General features: G+C 67.9%; 17 protein-coding genes and 1 tRNA gene. 8 read left to right on the top strand and 10 right to left on the bottom strand.

All coding sequences use genetic code 11. The features are described 5' to 3' along the window. Positions 1-9: 9 nt before the first annotated feature. From flgE to flgB, 4 genes are all read right to left on the bottom strand, one after another. Positions 10-1,230, bottom strand: a complete 1,221-nt coding sequence (flgE, locus tag ACAM57_RS06695; protein WP_369661078.1) for a flagellar hook protein FlgE — start codon at positions 1,228-1,230, stop codon at positions 10-12. 70 nt (positions 1,231-1,300) lie between these two features. Next, positions 1,301-1,987: a flagellar hook assembly protein FlgD gene (locus ACAM57_RS06690; protein WP_184641055.1), complete on the bottom strand. Its 687-nt coding sequence runs from the start codon at positions 1,985-1,987 to the stop codon at positions 1,301-1,303. Positions 1,988-2,036: 49 nt separating this feature from the next. Continuing rightward, complete coding sequence (flgC, locus tag ACAM57_RS06685; RefSeq protein ID WP_369661077.1) at positions 2,037-2,459, bottom strand: flagellar basal body rod protein FlgC; 423 nt, start codon at positions 2,457-2,459, stop codon at positions 2,037-2,039. A gap of 18 nt (positions 2,460-2,477) precedes the next feature. Then, positions 2,478-2,885 carry a flagellar basal body rod protein FlgB gene (gene flgB / locus ACAM57_RS06680; RefSeq protein WP_184641054.1) on the bottom strand — a complete coding sequence of 136 codons (408 nt, stop codon included), beginning with the start codon at positions 2,883-2,885 and terminating at the stop codon, positions 2,478-2,480. Between the two features lie 220 nt (positions 2,886-3,105). On the opposite strand from flgB, the gene flgA reads away from it, so the two are divergent. From flgA to ACAM57_RS06640, 8 genes are all read left to right on the top strand, one after another. Next, positions 3,106-3,834: a flagellar basal body P-ring formation chaperone FlgA gene (flgA, locus tag ACAM57_RS06675; RefSeq protein WP_369661076.1), complete on the top strand. Its 729-nt coding sequence runs from the start codon at positions 3,106-3,108 to the stop codon at positions 3,832-3,834. Positions 3,835-3,920: 86 nt separating this feature from the next. Beyond that, positions 3,921-4,283 (top strand): flagellar biosynthesis anti-sigma factor FlgM, encoded by a 363-nt coding sequence (gene flgM, locus ACAM57_RS06670; protein WP_184641052.1) that lies wholly within the window; start codon positions 3,921-3,923, stop codon positions 4,281-4,283. Continuing rightward, positions 4,280-4,747, top strand: a complete 468-nt coding sequence (locus ACAM57_RS06665) for a flagella synthesis protein FlgN (protein WP_184641051.1) — start codon at positions 4,280-4,282, stop codon at positions 4,745-4,747. The genes flgM and ACAM57_RS06665 overlap by 4 nt, the downstream gene beginning before the upstream one ends. A gap of 4 nt (positions 4,748-4,751) precedes the next feature. After that, a complete protein-coding gene (locus ACAM57_RS06660; RefSeq protein ID WP_369661075.1) occupies positions 4,752-5,174 on the top strand; it encodes a YadA-like family protein in 423 nt (140 codons plus the stop codon). Positions 5,175-5,228: 54 nt separating this feature from the next. Further along, positions 5,229-6,056: a winged helix-turn-helix domain-containing protein gene (locus ACAM57_RS06655; protein ID WP_126023277.1), complete on the top strand. Its 828-nt coding sequence runs from the start codon at positions 5,229-5,231 to the stop codon at positions 6,054-6,056. Positions 6,057-6,242: 186 nt separating this feature from the next. Further along, entirely contained in the window at positions 6,243-7,037 is a 795-nt protein-coding gene (locus ACAM57_RS06650; protein ID WP_126023276.1) for a 4'-phosphopantetheinyl transferase superfamily protein, read from the top strand. Between the two features lie 368 nt (positions 7,038-7,405). Next, a complete protein-coding gene (locus ACAM57_RS06645) occupies positions 7,406-10,726 on the top strand; it encodes an EAL domain-containing protein (RefSeq protein WP_369661074.1) in 3,321 nt (1,106 codons plus the stop codon). 72 nt (positions 10,727-10,798) lie between these two features. Next, on the top strand, positions 10,799-11,539 hold the full coding sequence (locus ACAM57_RS06640) for a hypothetical protein (protein WP_369661073.1): 741 nt from the start codon (positions 10,799-10,801) through the stop codon (positions 11,537-11,539). A gap of 17 nt (positions 11,540-11,556) precedes the next feature. On the opposite strand, the gene ACAM57_RS06635 is transcribed toward ACAM57_RS06640, so the two are convergent. The 6 genes from ACAM57_RS06635 to ACAM57_RS06610 all read right to left on the bottom strand — a co-directional run bounded on the left by ACAM57_RS06635 (position 11,557) and on the right by ACAM57_RS06610 (position 15,929). Then, a complete protein-coding gene (locus tag ACAM57_RS06635; RefSeq protein WP_369661072.1) occupies positions 11,557-11,871 on the bottom strand; it encodes an I78 family peptidase inhibitor in 315 nt (104 codons plus the stop codon). Positions 11,872-11,972: 101 nt separating this feature from the next. Then, positions 11,973-12,062 (bottom strand) — tRNA-Ser (locus tag ACAM57_RS06630). A 58-nt stretch (positions 12,063-12,120) separates the two neighbouring features. Beyond that, complete coding sequence (gene serS, locus ACAM57_RS06625; RefSeq protein ID WP_369661071.1) at positions 12,121-13,452, bottom strand: serine--tRNA ligase; 1,332 nt, start codon at positions 13,450-13,452, stop codon at positions 12,121-12,123. A 106-nt stretch (positions 13,453-13,558) separates the two neighbouring features. Beyond that, on the bottom strand, positions 13,559-14,524 hold the full coding sequence (locus ACAM57_RS06620) for a threonine/serine dehydratase (RefSeq protein WP_369661070.1): 966 nt from the start codon (positions 14,522-14,524) through the stop codon (positions 13,559-13,561). After that, on the bottom strand, positions 14,521-15,489 hold the full coding sequence (ispH, locus tag ACAM57_RS06615) for a 4-hydroxy-3-methylbut-2-enyl diphosphate reductase (protein ID WP_369661069.1): 969 nt from the start codon (positions 15,487-15,489) through the stop codon (positions 14,521-14,523). Before ispH ends, ACAM57_RS06620 begins: the two co-directional genes overlap by 4 nt. Then, the gene (locus ACAM57_RS06610) at positions 15,486-15,929 is read right to left on the bottom strand and encodes a peptidylprolyl isomerase (protein ID WP_019656687.1); all 444 of its coding nucleotides are present in this window, start codon (positions 15,927-15,929) and stop codon (positions 15,486-15,488) included. The genes ispH and ACAM57_RS06610 overlap by 4 nt, the downstream gene beginning before the upstream one ends. Positions 15,930-16,022 lie beyond the last annotated feature (93 nt).

The raw sequence follows: 16,022 nt of genomic DNA, 5'->3' as shown, positions 1-16,022 counted from the left end.
AGCGCCGCCTCAGCGGATGTTCATGAGCGTCTGCATGACCTGGTCCTGCGTCTTCACCGTCTGCGCATTGGCCTGGTAGTTGCGCTGCGCGACGATGAGGTTGACCAGCTCGGAGGTGAGGTCGACGTTGGATGCCTCCAGCGCGCCCGACTGCAGCGAGCCCAGCTTGGTGCCCTCGCCCGGCGTGCCGGTCAGCGGGTTGCCCGAGGCCTGCGTCTCGGCCCACACGTTGTTGCCCTTGGGCTCCAGGCCGTTCGGGTTGGCGAAGGAGGACAGCACGACCTGGCCCAGCAGCTTGGTCTGCTCGTTGGAGAACTTGCCGGTGATGGTGCCGTCGGCGTTGATCGAGAAAGAGGTGAGCTCGCCCGAGCGGTAGCCGTCCTGCGCGAGCTTGCTCATCGCGTTGGCGGCGCCGAACTGCGTGGTGCCCGTGATGTCGAGCGTAGGAGTGAGTGCCGCGGCGCCGTTGGTGAGGTTGAGCGTGCCCAGGCTCAGCTGGCCGCTGGCCGGCGCGGTCATCTTGCCGGCGGAGTCGAAGGTCAGGGTGCCGAGCGCGGCGCCGGCGTTCAGCGCCGCACCGTCGGCCGTGCCGTACACGCTCCAGGTGTTGGCGGGCGTCGCGTTCTTCACGAAGTAGACGGACACGTCATGCGGGTTGCCCAGCGAGTCGTAGATGGGGCCGACGGCGTTCGAGTAGTTGAAGGTGTCGGAATCGGCCGCGTTGAAGGGCGTCTTGGTGGGCGCGGTCTTGCGCGCGTCGAGGTTGAACTCGGCGTCGATCCCGGTCGTGGCCTTGGGCGTCATGGGCGTGGTCGGAATCTGGATGGCCGCCGGCGTGCCGCCGCTGATGCCGCCGTTGGCGTTCGCGCCGAAGCCGGTGAGGCGCAGGCCCGAGGCGTTGACGATGTAGCCGTCCTTGTCGCGCGTGAACTGGCCGTTGCGCGAGTACATGACTTCGCCGGTGGCGCTGGTCAGGCGGAAGAAGCCGTCGCCATTGAGGATGGCCACGTCCAGCGGGCGGCTGCTCGACTGGGTCACGCCCTGCGAGAAGTTCTGCGTCACGCCGGAGACCGAAGCGCCCAGGCCGACGCGCGAGCCGGCGTACACGTCCTGGAAGGTTGCGGCGGCCGACTTGAAGCCGACGGTGCCCGAGTTGGCGATGTTGTTGCCGATGACGTCGAGGTTGGCCGCGGCCACGCCGAGTCCGCTGATGCCCTGGGAAAAAGCCATGATGGTTCCTTGTCTGCCGTTGGATGCGGCGCGTTTGCGTTGGATGCGAAGAGGAAGGGAAAGAAGACGCTCAGAGGAACAGGCGCACGTCGGACAGGCTGATGTTGTTGCCCGTCATCAGTTCGAGCGTGACGCCGGCAGCGCCCTGCTTGACCGCCGCCACCTGCGAGAAAGTGAGCGCCGTGGCCTTCACGGTGGTCCCGCTGTTGCTTGCGTCCACGGTGAAGCGGTAGGCGCCCGCGGGCACCACGGCGCCCGTGTCGTCCTTGCCATCCCAGGTGACGGCGTTGACGCCTTCGGTCATGGAGCCGGCGTTGATGGTGCGCACGACCTTGCCGGTGGAATCGACGATCTTGATGTCGACGTCGGAGGCCGTGCCCGGCAGTTCGACGGCGAAGGCCTGCGACGCGGGCTCCTTGCCTGCCTCGGGCTCCTTGGTGGTGAGCGAATCGCCCGGCGACAGCACGTTGTAGCCGATCAGCGAAGTGGCCTGCAGCAGCTGGTTGGAGCTGGTCTGGTTCACCAGGCCCGAGAGCGTGCTGTTGAGCTTCTCGATGCCGCTGACGGTACTCATCTGCGCCAGCTGCGAGGTGAGCTCGGCGTTCTGCATCGGGTTGAGCGGGTCCTGGTTGTTCAGCTGCGTGACCAGCAGCTTCAGGAAGCGCTGCTCGCTGTCGACGTTGGAGGTGCTGCTGTTGCCGCCAACCGCGGAGGCGGCGTTCTGTCCGGTGATGGACGAGGTATCGGAAATGGCCATGGCGCGTTCGTGCCTGTTCTTTCTTGTGCGTCTTGCGGGACTTGGGGAGTTACTGGCCGAGGGTCAGCGTCTTGACCATCAGCGTCTTGGCGGTGTTGAGCACTTCGACGTTGGCCTGGTAGCTGCGCGAGGCGGAGATCATGTTGGTCATCTCCTCGACCACGTTGACGTTGGGCATCGCCACGTAGCCTTCGGCGTTGGCGTGCGGGCTCTTGGGGTCGAACACGAGCTTCGGCGGGGACGGGTCTTCCACCACGCCGGCCACCTTGACGCCGCCGATATCCCCGGCGCCGTGCGACGAGGGAGCGACCTGGAACACGACCTGCTTCGCGCGGTAGGGCATGCCGTCGGGGCCGGCCACGCTCTCGGCGTTGGCCATGTTGCTCGCGGTCACGTTCATGCGCTGCGACTGCGCGGTCAGGGCCGAGCCGGCCACGTTGAAGATGTTCATGGAGGTGCTGTTGAAGGGCATGGAACGGGCTCTGGCTGCTTACTGCTGCACCGCAGAGAGCAGCGACTTGATCTTCGCGTTGATGACGGTGAGGTTCGATTCGTAGCGCAGCGCGTTGTCGGCGAAGGCGATGCGCTCGACGTCCATCTCGACGGTGTTGCCGTCGAGGCTGGACTGGTTGGGCACGCGGTAGAGCAGGTCCTTGTCGGGCATGGCCTGCGCCTGTCCCGCGAGATGGCGCGACGAGGTGGTGGCCAGCGACATCGACTGCGATGCGCGGCCGCGCTCCACGGCTTCACTCAGGCGTGCGCTGAAGTCGAAGTCGCGCGCCTTGTAGTTGGGCGTGTCCGCATGGGCGATGTTGGCCGCGAGAACCTCCTGGCGTTCCGCGCGGAGGTTGAGGGCTTCGCGGTTGAAGCGAAGCGCCGCATCCAGCTTGTCGAGCATGTTTGTTCCATCCGTTGAGGCGTCGCCAGTGCGCGGGGCGCAGCGACAGATGGAAAGCGAGTCTATGCACGAGCCGCTTTTGCAATCGCCCGAACAAAGGGGGTTTTCGCCTGCTGCTCGCAACTTCGATAGCCGCGCGGATTTCTAGAATTTCCGTGCGGCGGCATGCGTTGCTCCTGTGTGACGCACCGCCGCCGAAGCCACCACCCACACATATCCGATGACCCTTCCAACGCTTGCCGAGCTTCGCGACCACGCACTGCGCACCGTGCTGCCCGCAGCGGCATTGGCGCTGTCGTGCTGCTGCGCGGCCAGCGCAGCAGGCGCAGCCGAAGGCGCTGCTTCCGCCGACGCGGTCATCGAGAAATACCTGCAGGCGCAATCGGCCGGGCTGCCGGGCAAGGTGACGATCAGCCTGGAAGGCCGCGGCACCTCGGCCCTGCCCGCATGCGACGCGCCCGAGGCCTTCCTGCCGCCGGGCGCGAAGCCGTGGGGCCGCGTCTCGGTGGGCGTTCGCTGCCAGGCGCAGCGGCCCTGGACGCGCTTCGTGCAGGCGCACGTGTCGGTGGAAGGCAGCTATTTCGTGGCCGCGCGCGCGATCGACGCGGGCCGGCCGCTGGGCGCGGGCGACGTCGCGGAGCGCACCGGCGACCTCACGCGACTGCCGCGCTCCATCGTCACCAGCGCGGCCGAGCTCGCCGGCGTGGTCACGGCCAACCGCGTGGCGCCCGGCGCGCCGCTGCGCAAGGAGCTGCTGCGCGGCGTCACCGTCATCCAGCAGGGGCAGGCGGTGAAGGTGGTGGCGCAGGGCCAGGGCTTCGTCATCAGCACCGAGGCCAAGGCCATGACCGGAGCGGCTGCAGGCGCCGCGGTACAGGCCAGGACGCTGGACGGCCGGCTGGTCAGCGGCGTGGCGGACGAAGAGGGGCAGATCCGGCTGGCGCAATGACGCGCCGCACAAAAGCCGCCATGCACGCCATTCCTAAAGTTCTTGCGCGGGCTGCCGATATACGGGTCAGCCCCTGAGGAATCACCTTGAAAATCGATCAACCCGCCCCCTCGGCCACGCCCCTTCACCGAACGACGCCAGCCACCGCCGGTACGGCAGGCACGACCGCTTCGGCCGGCGCCGACGCCGCCCAGCGCACCGCGAAGGCGGCGGCACCTGCCCCGTCGGCGCACGTCCACTCGCTGCCCAGCGCCACGGGCGCCGCCAGCGATTTCGACGCGGCCCGCGTGGCGGCGATCCGCGAGGACATCCGCGCGGGGCGCTACCAGATCCGCCCCGAACGCATCGCCGACGGCCTGCTGGCCAGCGTGCGCGACCTGCTCACGCCCGGCGCGCCCGATGCGCCCGCGGGCAACGGTCAGGACGTGAAGAAGGGCGAAGGCGAATGAGAAAGCAGCAGTCCGACCTGCTGGCCCACCTGCGCACCGAGGCCGCCTGCATCGAGGAATTCGTATCGGTGCTCGACCGCGAGGCCGAGGCCATGTCGGGCGGCAGCTTCACCGACCTGGCGGCCATCGCCGCGGAAAAGACCGTGCTGCTGGACCGCATGGCCGAACTCGACGCGCAGCGCGAGGCGCTGCAGGCGGCACTGGGCTTCGGGCCCGGCCGCGAGGGCGCCGATGCGGCCGCCGCCGCTGCCGGCCCGCAGGCGCGGCAGGCCTGGGAGGAACTGCTGGAACTGGCCGGGCAGGCGCGCGGCCACAACCTGCGCAACGGCTCGATGGTCTACGCGCATCTCGATTTCACCCAACAGGCACTGCACTTCCTGCAGGCCAGTGCGCAGCTGTTCTACGGACCGGACGGCGTGCGCAAGACGCAGGCGGGCTCGGGCAACCGCCTCGCGGCGGGCTGAGCGCGTGCGGGCGGCGCTGCTGGTCGCGCTGTGGCTGTGCGCCGCCGCCGGGCACGGCACGGCGGGCGCTGCCGGGGGCGCGGCGATCTCCAACCTGGCGCCGGGCGTGCAGCCGGCAGACGCGGTCAACGTCGGCCAGCTGAGCCGGACGGGCGCGGTGCTGCGCGACGTTGAGCGCGTCGCTTATTCGGGCACCGCCATGGCCGTGGCGATGACGGCCGCCTACGTGCCCGCTCTCCAGCCTGGCGAGAAGACCGTGGGCCTCGCCTTCGGCAGCTACAGGGGCTACACGGCGGTGAGCCTGGGCTTCAGGACTCTTTCGGATGACGGGCGGACTGCCTGGGGCATGACCCTCGCCAGCGCGGGGCGGGACTGGGGATTCAACGCCGGCATCGGCTGGAAGCTGCCACGCGCCGGCGAGCGCTGAACGCGGGCAACCCTCATCACCCACCGCCGCCACCAACACATGGAAGCTTTCGACATGAACAACGATGCTCGCGGCGACGCGCGGCAGGTGGCCATGGTGGGTTGCGACGAAGCCCAGACGCGCGCGTGGGGCCAGAAGCTGCGCCTGATGGGCTGCACGCCGGTTTCATTCGACAACAGCGCCGACTTCCTGCATGCGGCGACGCACGGCACCAACCACTTCGACCTGTTGCTGGTGGTGCTGAAGGACGAAGGCGCGTGGCCGGTGCTGACCTCGATGTGCCAGGCGCTGCGGGTGCCGATCTTCCTGGTCGCCAATGCGCTGCAGCGCGAGCTGCTGGCCGAGGTGCTGTCGGCCGCCGAGCCCGAGTCGAAGGGTCCGGGCATCGATTTCGCGGTGCTGCCGGTCGACGATTTCGAGGTGGAATTGCGCGTTCGCGAGGCGCTGCGGCGCAACGACACGCTGCTGCATCCGCAGGCGACGAGCGCGCTGTTCGGCGACTACCGCTTCATCGGCAACCGCAAGGTGGTGGTGCGCAAGGGCGAGGAAATCCGACTGAAGCCGCGCGAGTTCGAACTGGCGCTGCTGCTGTTCCGCAACGCCGGACAGCTGCTGGAGCGCGATTGGCTGCTGGGTTCGCTGTGGCCGGATTCGCGCGTCGAGCGCAAGAGCCGGGTGCTCGACTGCTGCGTGGCGAACATCCGCCGCAAGCTCTCGCTGCACAAGGCGAACGAGTTCGTGCTGCACTCGGTGTACGGCCGGGGCTACGAGCTGCGGCACGCGGCCGTGCAGCCGATGGCTGGCACCGGGACCGTGGACGACTCGGGCTTTCCGGATACGTCCAACGAGCCGAACTGGCTGGGGGAAGCCGCCCGCGCTTAGCGCAGGCGGCAAGGAAGACGTGACGATCGCCGGCCTCGAGGAACCGCCCGCATCAAGCGGCGCGGGTGCCAGTGGCAACCTCTACCAACGCCAGCGGACCGTCGACTCCAGTATGGACCGGCAAACTTAAGCCGGGCTGAATCGGGCGAGGGCCGGACGCCGCCGGGGCAGGCCAGAATCCTGCGCATGCAATTGCAGATCGATGCGCACCAGGTCCACCTCTGGCACCTGTACGTGCCTGAACAGGACGACCCCGCCGGCGACGCGGCCATCATGGCCCTCCTGACGACCGAGGAGCGGGAGAAGCACGGGCGTTTTCATTTCGCCCGGGACAGGCGCCGCCATCTGATGACACGAGGGCTGATCCGCTCGCTGCTCTCGCGCTACGTTCCCCAGGTCGCTCCAGCGGACTGGCGCTTCGAGAACAACGAATATGGTCGCCCGCGGATCGCCAATGCGCTGCCGCAGGCGCAGCGCATCCGCTTCAACATTTCGCACAGCGCGTCGCTCGTGGTGGCAGCGCTGGCGGTGGAGCGCGAAGTGGGCGTGGACGTCGAGCACACGGCAAGGAACGCGCCGCTGGAGGTCGCCGGGCATTTCTTCTCGGCGAAGGAGGCGCAGGCGCTGCAGCAGCTTCCGGCCGCGCAGCAGCCGTCGCGCTTCTGGGATCTGTGGACGCTCAAGGAAAGCTACATCAAGGCGCGCGGCATGGGCCTTTCGATTCCGCTGGACCGCTTTTCCTTCGACCTGGACGGAAGCGGCAGCCAGGCCATCGGATTCGGGCACGCCCTGGAGGACGACGACGCCACCGGCTGGCAGTTCTGGCGGCTGCAGCCCGACGACGCCCATGCTGTCGCGCTCTGCCTCGAGCGGGCACGCGATGGCCGCGAGGCGCGGATCCTGTGCCTGAAGGCGACGCCGCTGCTCGCGTCGGTGGAGGAATTCCCGGGGACGGTGACGCGCCGATCCGCGGCCGCCTGAAGCCTGCCCGCCGGCTGCTACTGCCGATCCTTGCTCGCCTCGAATTCGGCGCGGTTCCACAAACCGAAATAAAGCACGTCCGACCATTGAAGGCCGGGCGGATGCTTCGTCGCGCCGTTGCGGTGCCGTCGCAGGCATTCCAGGCAGGAGGCCGCTTTCCGAGGTACCCAGGAGCGGTCTTTTGACCCGGGTCAAAAGCTTTGGCGCCAAACAAATTTAATCCTTAAGAATTAACAATTAAGAACTCCTTACCCAACATTACAGAATTACGAGTGAATTGTTCCCAATTGAAACCGTTGCGTCCGCTCCCGTGCCACACTGTGGGGCACTCGGAGCCATCCGGCTTGCACTAGCGACAGGATCGAACCATGTCTTTGTCCATCTGGGCCAGGATTCGCCTGCCGGTTGTGATCTTCATACTCGGCACGGCGCTGTCGATCGCCCTCGGAATTTATGCCCATCAGGAAATCGGGCGCAGCGCGCGGACGCGCTTCGACGCTACCGCCCTCGATCTGGCGCGGAAGGTCGAAAGCCGGTTCGACGACTACATCGCCGTCCTGATCGGCCTGCGCGCGCGCTTCAATACCTCGGAGGGAGTGACCCGCAGCGACTTCCGGGACTACGTCTCGGGCCTGAACCTGCCGAGCGCCTACCCCGGCTTCCAGGCAGTCAACTACGCGCCTCGCGTCATGCCGGAGGACAAGCAGCTCTTCGAGGAGCAGGTTCGCGGCGACGACAGCCTCGACGCGGCCGTCAGCTCCGGCTTCGCCATCAAGCCGGGCGGCACGCGGGATATCTATTACCCGCTGGCCTTCATCGAGCCTCTGGCGGGCAACGAGAAACTGCTGGGCAACGACCTGGGCGCCATGCCCGACCGCGGCGACGCACTCGAACAGGGGCGCGACACCGGCGGGCTCGTCACCTCCGGCCGCAAGATCCGCATCGCGGGCCGCGGCTCGGACGTCGGGCTGGCGATGCGGCTGCCGGTGTACCGCCCGAAGATGCCGGTCGATACGCTGGAGCAGCGGCGCCAGGCCTACATGGGCTCGGTGGGCGCGGGCTTCAGCATCACGGGCATGCTGCGCGACGTGATCAGCATCGAGGCCGCGAAGACGCTGCGCCTGCGCCTGGCCGACGCCGGTCCGGGCCGGGGACCGATCGGAACGCGCATCGAGACCAGGTTCGTGACGCCGATCGCGTTCGGCGACCGGCAGTTGCTGTTCGACAGCGCCGCCCTCGCCAAGCCCGTTGCCGAACCCGCGAACAGCCTGGAGCGCACGCTCGGCTTCGAGCTGGGCGGCCGCTCCTGGGTGGTCGAGGTGAAGCAGGACGAGAGCCAGATCCTCGGCCCGCTGGACAAGACCATACCGTGGCTCGTGTTCGTGGGCGGCCTCGCCACCAGCACGCTGCTGGCCGGCATCATGCTGTCGCTGGCCACCACGGGCAGCCGGGCCCAGGTCCTGGCGGACGAGATGACCAGCCACCTGCGCGCGAGCGAGCGGCAGCTCGAGGACGCGCAGCACCTGGCCAGCCTGGGCAGCTGGACGCTCGACCCCGAAACCGGCGCGCTGCAATGCTCCGAGGAGGCGCGGCGCATCCTGGGCTTTGCCGACGACCCTTTGCCGCTGGACCTGCACGCCCTGCTCTCGCGCGTGCCGAACATGGAGCGCGGCACGGTCGAGCGGCAGATCGCGCTGGCGTCCCAGTCCACCGAGCGCAGCGAGTTCGAGCACAGGCTCTGCCTGCCCGACGGAACCGAACGCTGGCTGCATGTCATCGCGCAATCGGGCGAAGACGCGGGCAGGAGGCTGGTGCGCGGCACGGTGCGCGATGCCACGCGGCCGCGCAAGGATGCGCTGCGCCAGAAGCTCGAATACAAGATCGCGCGCCTGCTGGCCGGTGACGGCAGGACCGAGACGGTGATCGCGCTGGCCCTTGAAGCGATATGCACCGACCTGCGCTGGGACTGCGGCGCGCTGTGGAGCGTCGGCGAGGACGGCCTGGCCCATTGCGCCGTGGCCTGGCATGTGGACAACGACCCGGCGGTGCGGGGCTTCGTCGAGGCCAGCCGCCTGCTCACCTACCGCTCCGGCGAAGGCTCGCTGGGCCGCGCGTGGGGAATCGGCAGCGTCGTGCGCATCGACACGCAGGCATCGCCGAGCCACTTCACCCGCGACGCGATGGCGCGCGAGGCGGGGCTGACCACCGGCCTGGTGGTACCCATGGTCGCGCCCGAGGCGACCACGGCGCTGGAACTCTTCGGCGCCAGTCCGTACGTCGCGGACGCCGAGACGCTGGAGTCGCTGCGCGTCATCGCACTGCAGATCGTCCAGTACCGGCAGCGCAAGCAGGCCGAGAAGACCCTGCGCTTCATGGCCAGCCACGACGAGCTGACGGGGCTGCTCAACCGCTCGGCGCTGCAGCACGAGCTGGCCCGGGCCATCAGGCGCAGCAACCGCCAGCAGAAGCAGTTCGCCGTGATGTTCGTCGACCTGGACCGCTTCAAGCACATCAACGACACGCTCGGCCACGGCGTGGGCGACGAGATGATCAAGACCTGCGGCAAGCGCCTGAGGAAGCTGCTGCACGACAGCGACGTGGTGGCGCGCTTCGGCGGCGACGAATTCGTGCTGCTGATGGAAAACCTCGACAGCGCGAACGACGCCGCGGTCCTGGCCGAGAAGGTGCTGGACCGCTGCGCCGAGCCCTTCATCATCGAGGGCCGCGAGCTGCATGTGAGCGCCAGCGTGGGCGTGAGCATCTACCCGGAGAACGGCGGCGATGCCGAGACACTGCTGAAGAACGCCGACACCGCCATGTACCGCGCCAAGGAAAAGGGCCGCAACACCTACCGCTTCTACGCGGCGAAGATGAACGCACAGAGCACCGAGCAGCTCATGCTGGAAAGCGCCCTGCGCCACGCCCTGGAGCGCGGCGAACTGGAAATGCACTACCAGCCGAAGATGAACCTGCAGACGCAGCGCATCGTCGGCGTGGAGGCGCTGATGCGCTGGCGCCATCCGGTGCTGGGCATGATCCCGCCGGTGCAGTTCATTCCGATCGCCGAGGAGCTCGGCCTGATCGTGTCGATGGGCAAGTGGGCGCTGGAAAGAGCCTGTGCCGACGCGCTCGCATGGCAGAAGCACGGCTTGCCGGAGGTGCTGACCAGCGTCAACCTGTCGCCGCGCCAGTTCGAGAGCCGCACGCTGGTGGCCGACGTCAAGGCCATCCTGGAGTCGTCGGGCCTCGATCCTTCGCTGCTCGAGCTGGAGATCACCGAGAGCGCGATGATGGCGAACCCCGAGCACGCGGCAAAACTGCTGCGGACCATCCGCGACATGGGCGTGGGCCTGGCCATCGACGACTTCGGCACGGGGTACTCGTCGCTGTCGTACCTGAAGCACTTTCCGCTCTCCACGGTCAAGATCGACCGCTCCTTCATCAACGACCTTTCGCAGGACGCGGACGCGCGCGCTCTCATCGACGGAATCATCACGCTGGCCCACGGGCTGCGGATGAAGGTGGTGGCCGAAGGGGTGGAGACGCCCGTCCAGTTCAACTACCTGCACAGCCACGGATGCGACGAAGCCCAGGGCTACTGGCTGTGCAAGCCTGTGCCGGCCGACGAGGCACGCGATTTCATGGCGCGTCACCTGCGCACCCAATTTGCCCCGTCGGCGCTGGCCTGAAGGCCGCGCCTTCGCGGCAATCGTTACCGGGCACGTTCGCTCGGGCTTCCCCGAAACTTCACAGGAGCATTCATGACCGATTCAACCCAGAACAAGCCGCTGGAACAGACGATCGCGGCGATCCACGCGCTCGACCTGACCCCGATCAAGTTCAAGGCCACCCGCAAGGAGGACGGCTACGGCTGGTCGGCAAGCTACGCGGACCAGATGGAAGTGGCCTACAAGCGCTACCTGATCCTGCACGCGAAGCACCCCGAGCTGACCCTCGCGCCCGAACAGGACGTCGACCGCTTCTGGCACATGCACATCCTCGACACGAGGAAATACGCCGCCGATTGCGAAGCCACCTTCGGATATTTCCTGCATCACTTCCCATACCTCGGCCTGCGCGGCGAGGACGACGCGAAGGCGCTGGAGGCGGCCTTCCAGCAGATGCAGCGACTGCTTGCCGAGGAGTTCGGCGAGCCGATGCCGGCGGCTGCGAAGGATTCGGCTGCATGGTGCTCGGCGGAGGGCACCAGGACCTCGGCCGCATGGTGTTCGGCGGAGGCCACCAAGACCTCGGCCGCATGGTGCTCGGCGGAGGGCGCCAAGACATCGGCTGCATGGTGCTCGGCGGAGGGCGCCAAGACCTCGGCTGCATGGTGCTCGGCGGAGGCCGCCAAGACCTCGGCTGCATGGTGCTCGCTCGAAGCGGGCAAGGCTCAGCCTCAGGCCGCGTGGTGCTCGCTCGACAAGGAAGGCGCGGTCGCCACTGCCGCCACCGCCCGCCCTTCGGCGCAGGCCGGCACCGGCGCTGCGGCGAACGGCTGAGACCGGCAGGAGCCGGACTAGCCGCAGTAGGCGCGGACGATCTTGCCGCTGGCCGCGTCCGTCTCGATGGTCACGCGCTCGCGGCGATAGTCCATCGTCACGGGCTGTCCCGGCTGGATCTGGCGCACGATGGACGCGCCTGTCGCCTGCCGGGCATCGGCGTCGCTGATGCGGCTCTTGCCCGTCAGGGCGGCTGCGGCGTCCTGGCGACACGCTGCGGGCGCTGTGGGTGCCGCGGCGGCATCCTTCGCCTGCGGCACCGAGCAGGCGGCGATCGACAGGATCGCCAACGCCGCAGCGGCGCTGGAAATCAACCTGGGATGGAGCTTCATGGCGGATCCTTTCCTGGGAGTACGCAGAGTCTTGCAGGCAGACCGTCGATCCAAAAGAAAACGGCCTGATCCACGTTCTACATGGATCAGGCCGTCATTTTTGGAGGAGAGGGAGGGATTCGAACCCTCGGTACTATCGCTAGTACGCCTGATTTCGAGTCAGGTACATTCGACCACTCTGCCACCTCTCCGGTGCTGTCGAGCCTGCGATTCTAGCAGACAAAAACGGGGCTTTTGAAGCCCTCGCCATCAAGCCTTCAAAACTTCGAGCCCGCCGAGGTACGGACGCAGCGCCGTGGGCACGTTGATCGAGCCGTCTTCGTTCTGGTGGTTCTCGAGCACGGCCACGAGCGTGCGGCCCACTGCCAGGCCCGAGCCGTTGAGGGTGTGCACGAGTTCGTTCTTGCCCTGCGCGTTCTTGAAGCGGGCCTGCAGGCGGCGCGCCTGGAAGGCTTCGCAGTTGGAGACGGAGCTGATCTCACGGTAGGTGTCCTGCGCGGGCAGCCAGACTTCGAGGTCGTAGGTCTTGGTGGAGCCGAAGCCCATGTCGCCGGTGCACAGCAGCACGACGCGATACGGCAGCTCCAGGGCCTGCAGCACGGCTTCGGCGTGGCCGGTCATCTGCTCGAGCGCGTCGTAGCTCTTCTCGGGGTGCACGATCTGCACCATCTCGACCTTGTCGAACTGGTGCTGGCGGATCATGCCGCGCGTGTCGCGGCCTGCGCTGCCCGCTTCGGAGCGGAAGCACGGCGTGTGGGCGGTGAGCTTGATCGGCAACTGCGACTCGGGCACCACCTCGTCGCGCACGAAATTGGTCAGCGGCACTTCGCTGGTCGGGATGAGGTACAGCGCCGAGTGGTCGGGCGCGGGCTCGCCGTCCTGGCCGCCCTTCTTCGCGGCGAACAGGTCGCCCTCGAACTTGGGCAGCTGGCCGGTGCCGCTCAGGGTGGCGGCGTTGACGATGTAGGGCACGTAGCACTCGCTGTAGCCGTGCTTCTCGGTCTGGATGTCGAGCATGAACTGCGCGAGCGCGCGATGCAGGCGGGCGATCGGGCCCTTCATGACAGTGAAGCGCGAGCCAGCGAGCTTGGCGCCCGTCTCGAAATCCAGGCCCAGCGGCGCGCCGAGGTCGACGTGGTCCTTGGGCGCGAAGCCCAGCGGCGTGGCGTTGGCGCCCGCACCGCCCTTCGGAGCCCAGCGGCGCATCTCGACGTTGCCGGTCTCGTCCTCGCCCACCGGCACGCTGGCGTGCGGCAGGTTGGGCACGGCCAGCAGCAGCGCGTGCAGTTCGGGCTGGATCTCGTCGAGGCGCTTGGATTGCGATTCCTGCTCGGCCTTCAGCGCATTCACTTCGGCCATCAGCGCGTCGGTCGATTCGCCCTTGGCCTTGAGCGGGCCGATCTGCTTGTTCAGCGCGTTGCGGCGGGCCTGGATTTCCTCGGTGCGGGTCTGCAGCGTCTTGCGTTCGGCTTCGAGCGCGGTGAATGCCGAAACGTCGAGGTACGGCTGGTTCTTCTTGCGTTTTTCGAGGCCGGCCACTGCGGAGGCCAGGTCTTTGCGGAGCAGGGTGATGTCGAGCATGGGGGGATTTTAGGTGGGCGTACGCTGGCCGAAGGCGGCAGGCTGACGATGCCCGCCGACAGGGTCGGCGTGGCCCGGAGGGTGAACCGCGAGAAGCCGGAAGCCGTCAGGCGACCGTAGCGGGATCGACATTCGCCCCGCAGACGATCAGGCAGACCTTCTCGCCCGCGCGCGGCTTGTAGGCACCGGTCTGCAGCGCCGCCAGCGGCAGCGCGGCGGCGGGTTCCACGGCCAGCTTCAGTTCCTTCCACAGCCACTGCTGGGCAGCGCGGATGGACTCGTCTGACAGCAGCAGCGCATCCTGCACCTGCTGCTGCGTGATTTCCCAGGCGATGGCGCCGATGCGGCGCGCGCCCAGCGAATCGGCCGCGATGCCGCCCACCTCCACGTCGACCGGCTCGCCGGCCTCGCGGGCACGGAACAGCGTAGGCGCCTTCTCGGGCTCGAGCGCGACCACGCGGGAGCGCTTCTCGAACCAGCCGGCCAGGCCGCCGATCAGGCCGCCGCCGCCCACGCTCACGAGCACCGCATCGGGCAGGCCGCCCTGCTGCTCGATCTCGCGGCCCAGCGTGCCGGCGCCGGCCACCACTTCGGGCTGGTCGTAGGCGTGGGTGAGCAAGGCGCCCGATTCCTTCTGGCGTGTCAGGCAGGCGGCCAGCGCGTCGGGGTACAGCTCGCCGACCACCACGACCTCGGCGCCCAGCGCACGCAGCCGCGCGCGCTTGGCTTCGGGCGACACGCCCGGCAGGAACACCTGGCAGGGCACGCCCAGCGCGCGCGCCGCCGCAGCCGTGGCGATGCCCGCATTGCCGCCCGAGGCCACGATCACGCCGCCTGGCGGAATCTCGTTGGCCAGCAGCCGGTTCATCATGCCGCGCGCCTTGAAGCTGCCGCTGACCTGCATGTGCTCCAGCTTGAGCCAGATTTCCGCGCCGCTCGCGTCGATGCCGAAGGCCGAAGCCGGCAGCTTCCACAGCGGGGTCTGGCGCAGGAAGTGGCCGGCACGCTCGGCCAGGCGTTGCGATGCGCTATCTATTTCGGAGCGCCAACCGGCGGTCTGCGTGGTGTTCAAGAGATGTGTCCAGGGGGAGGAATGTCGTCGAGCTTGAGGCCCTTGGGCAGCGGAAACTTGATGGTTTCCTCGATGCCGTCCATCTTGCGCACCGACACCGCGCCGAGGGCGCGCACGCGGTCGATCACCTCGCGCACCAGGACTTCGGGCGCCGAGGCGCCGGCGGTGATGCCGATGCGCGCCTTGCCCTCGAACCACTCGGGCTTGAGCTCGGCGGCCGAATCGACCATGTAGCTCTGGGTGCCCAGGCGCTGCGCCAGTTCGCGCAGCCGGTTGCTGTTGGAACTGGTGGGGCTGCCGACCACGATCACGAGCTCGACCTGCGGGCTCATGATCTTTACCGCGTCCTGGCGGTTCTGCGTGGCGTAGCAGATGTCCTGCTGCTTGGGTTCGCGCACCTTGGGAAAGCGCTCGCGCACGGCGGCGGCGATGTCGGCGGCGTCGTCCACGCTCAGCGTGGTCTGCGTGACCACGGCGAGCCTGTCGGTCTGCGACGGCGAGACCCTGGCGACGTCTTCCACGTCTTCAACCAGATGGATGCCGCTGGAGAGCTGGCCCATCGTGCCCTCGACCTCGGGGTGCCCCTTGTGGCCGATCATGATGAACTCGTAGCCTTCCTTCGCGAGCTTGGCGACCTCGACGTGCACCTTGGTGACCAGCGGGCAGGTGGCGTCGAAGATCGAGAAGCCGCGGTCGCGCGCCTCCTGCTCCACCGCCTTGCTCACGCCGTGCGCGCTGAATACCAGCGTGGCGCCGGGCGGCACGTCGGATAGCTCCTCGATGAAAATCGCGCCCTTGGCCTTGAGCTCGTTCACCACGTAGGTGTTGTGCACGATCTCGTGGCGCACGTAGATCGGCGCTCCGAACTTCGCGATGGCGCGCTCGACGATCTCGATGGCACGGTCCACGCCCGCGCAGAAGCCGCGCGGCTCGGCCAGGATGACTTCGGAGATTCCGGGGTTCATAGCACGCCGATGAGCTTCACTTCGAAGGTCACGGGCTGGCCTGCGAGCGGATGGTTGAAGTCGAAGCGCACCGCGGTGTCGTTCGATTCGATGACCGCGCCCGCGTAGCTGCCCGTGCCGTCGGGCGTGGGGAACTGCACCACGTCGCCCACGGCGTACTGCTCGTCGGGGTCGCCCATCTGTGCGAGCAGCTTCCTGGCCACCCACTGCTGCATGTCGGGATTGCGCTCGCCGAAGGCCTCGCCCGCGGGCAGCTCGAAGGTGGCGTGCGTGCCCTCTTCCAGGCCCATCAGGCGCTGCTCCATGGCGGGAGAAAGCTCGCCGGTGCCCAGCGAAAGCGTGGCGGGCTTGTCGGCGAAGGTGTTGATGATGTCGCCCGCAGGACCGGCCAGCCGGTAGTGCAGGGTGAGAAAGGAGCCGGAATTCACGACTTGGGACATGGTGCAGCGGAGGTGTGCGGAGACAGGGAGGTGTCCCGATAAACTGGCCTCATTTTAAGGACCGGGGCTTCCACCCGGCTCCGCCAAGGTTTC

Source organism: Variovorax sp. V15 (assembly GCF_041154425.1).
Lineage (GTDB): Bacteria > Pseudomonadota > Gammaproteobacteria > Burkholderiales > Burkholderiaceae_C > Variovorax > Variovorax guangxiensis.
Note: the sequence above shows the minus strand (reverse complement) of the source record. Positions and strands in the feature narration are given on the sequence as shown.

Excerpts from the sequence above, each read along its gene's own strand:
- ACAM57_RS06645 (WP_369661074.1), top strand. The coding sequence starts at position 7,406 with ATGTCTTTGTCCATCTGGGCCAGGATTCGCCTGCCGGTTGTGATCTTC.
- ACAM57_RS06635 (WP_369661072.1), bottom strand. The coding sequence starts at position 11,871 with ATGAAGCTCCATCCCAGGTTGATTTCCAGCGCCGCTGCGGCGTTGGCG.
- ACAM57_RS06650 (WP_126023276.1), top strand. The coding sequence starts at position 6,243 with ATGCAATTGCAGATCGATGCGCACCAGGTCCACCTCTGGCACCTGTAC.
- serS (WP_369661071.1), bottom strand. The coding sequence starts at position 13,452 with ATGCTCGACATCACCCTGCTCCGCAAAGACCTGGCCTCCGCAGTGGCC.
- flgC (WP_369661077.1), bottom strand. The coding sequence starts at position 2,459 with ATGCCCTTCAACAGCACCTCCATGAACATCTTCAACGTGGCCGGCTCG.
- flgB (WP_184641054.1), bottom strand. The coding sequence starts at position 2,885 with ATGCTCGACAAGCTGGATGCGGCGCTTCGCTTCAACCGCGAAGCCCTC.
- flgA (WP_369661076.1), top strand. The coding sequence starts at position 3,106 with ATGACCCTTCCAACGCTTGCCGAGCTTCGCGACCACGCACTGCGCACC.
- ACAM57_RS06655 (WP_126023277.1), top strand. The coding sequence starts at position 5,229 with ATGAACAACGATGCTCGCGGCGACGCGCGGCAGGTGGCCATGGTGGGT.
- ACAM57_RS06665 (WP_184641051.1), top strand. The coding sequence starts at position 4,280 with ATGAGAAAGCAGCAGTCCGACCTGCTGGCCCACCTGCGCACCGAGGCC.
- ACAM57_RS06610 (WP_019656687.1), bottom strand. The coding sequence starts at position 15,929 with ATGTCCCAAGTCGTGAATTCCGGCTCCTTTCTCACCCTGCACTACCGG.
- flgE (WP_369661078.1), bottom strand. The coding sequence starts at position 1,230 with ATGGCTTTTTCCCAGGGCATCAGCGGACTCGGCGTGGCCGCGGCCAAC.
- ispH (WP_369661069.1), bottom strand. The coding sequence starts at position 15,489 with ATGAACCCCGGAATCTCCGAAGTCATCCTGGCCGAGCCGCGCGGCTTC.
- ACAM57_RS06690 (WP_184641055.1), bottom strand. The coding sequence starts at position 1,987 with ATGGCCATTTCCGATACCTCGTCCATCACCGGACAGAACGCCGCCTCC.
- ACAM57_RS06640 (WP_369661073.1), top strand. The coding sequence starts at position 10,799 with ATGACCGATTCAACCCAGAACAAGCCGCTGGAACAGACGATCGCGGCG.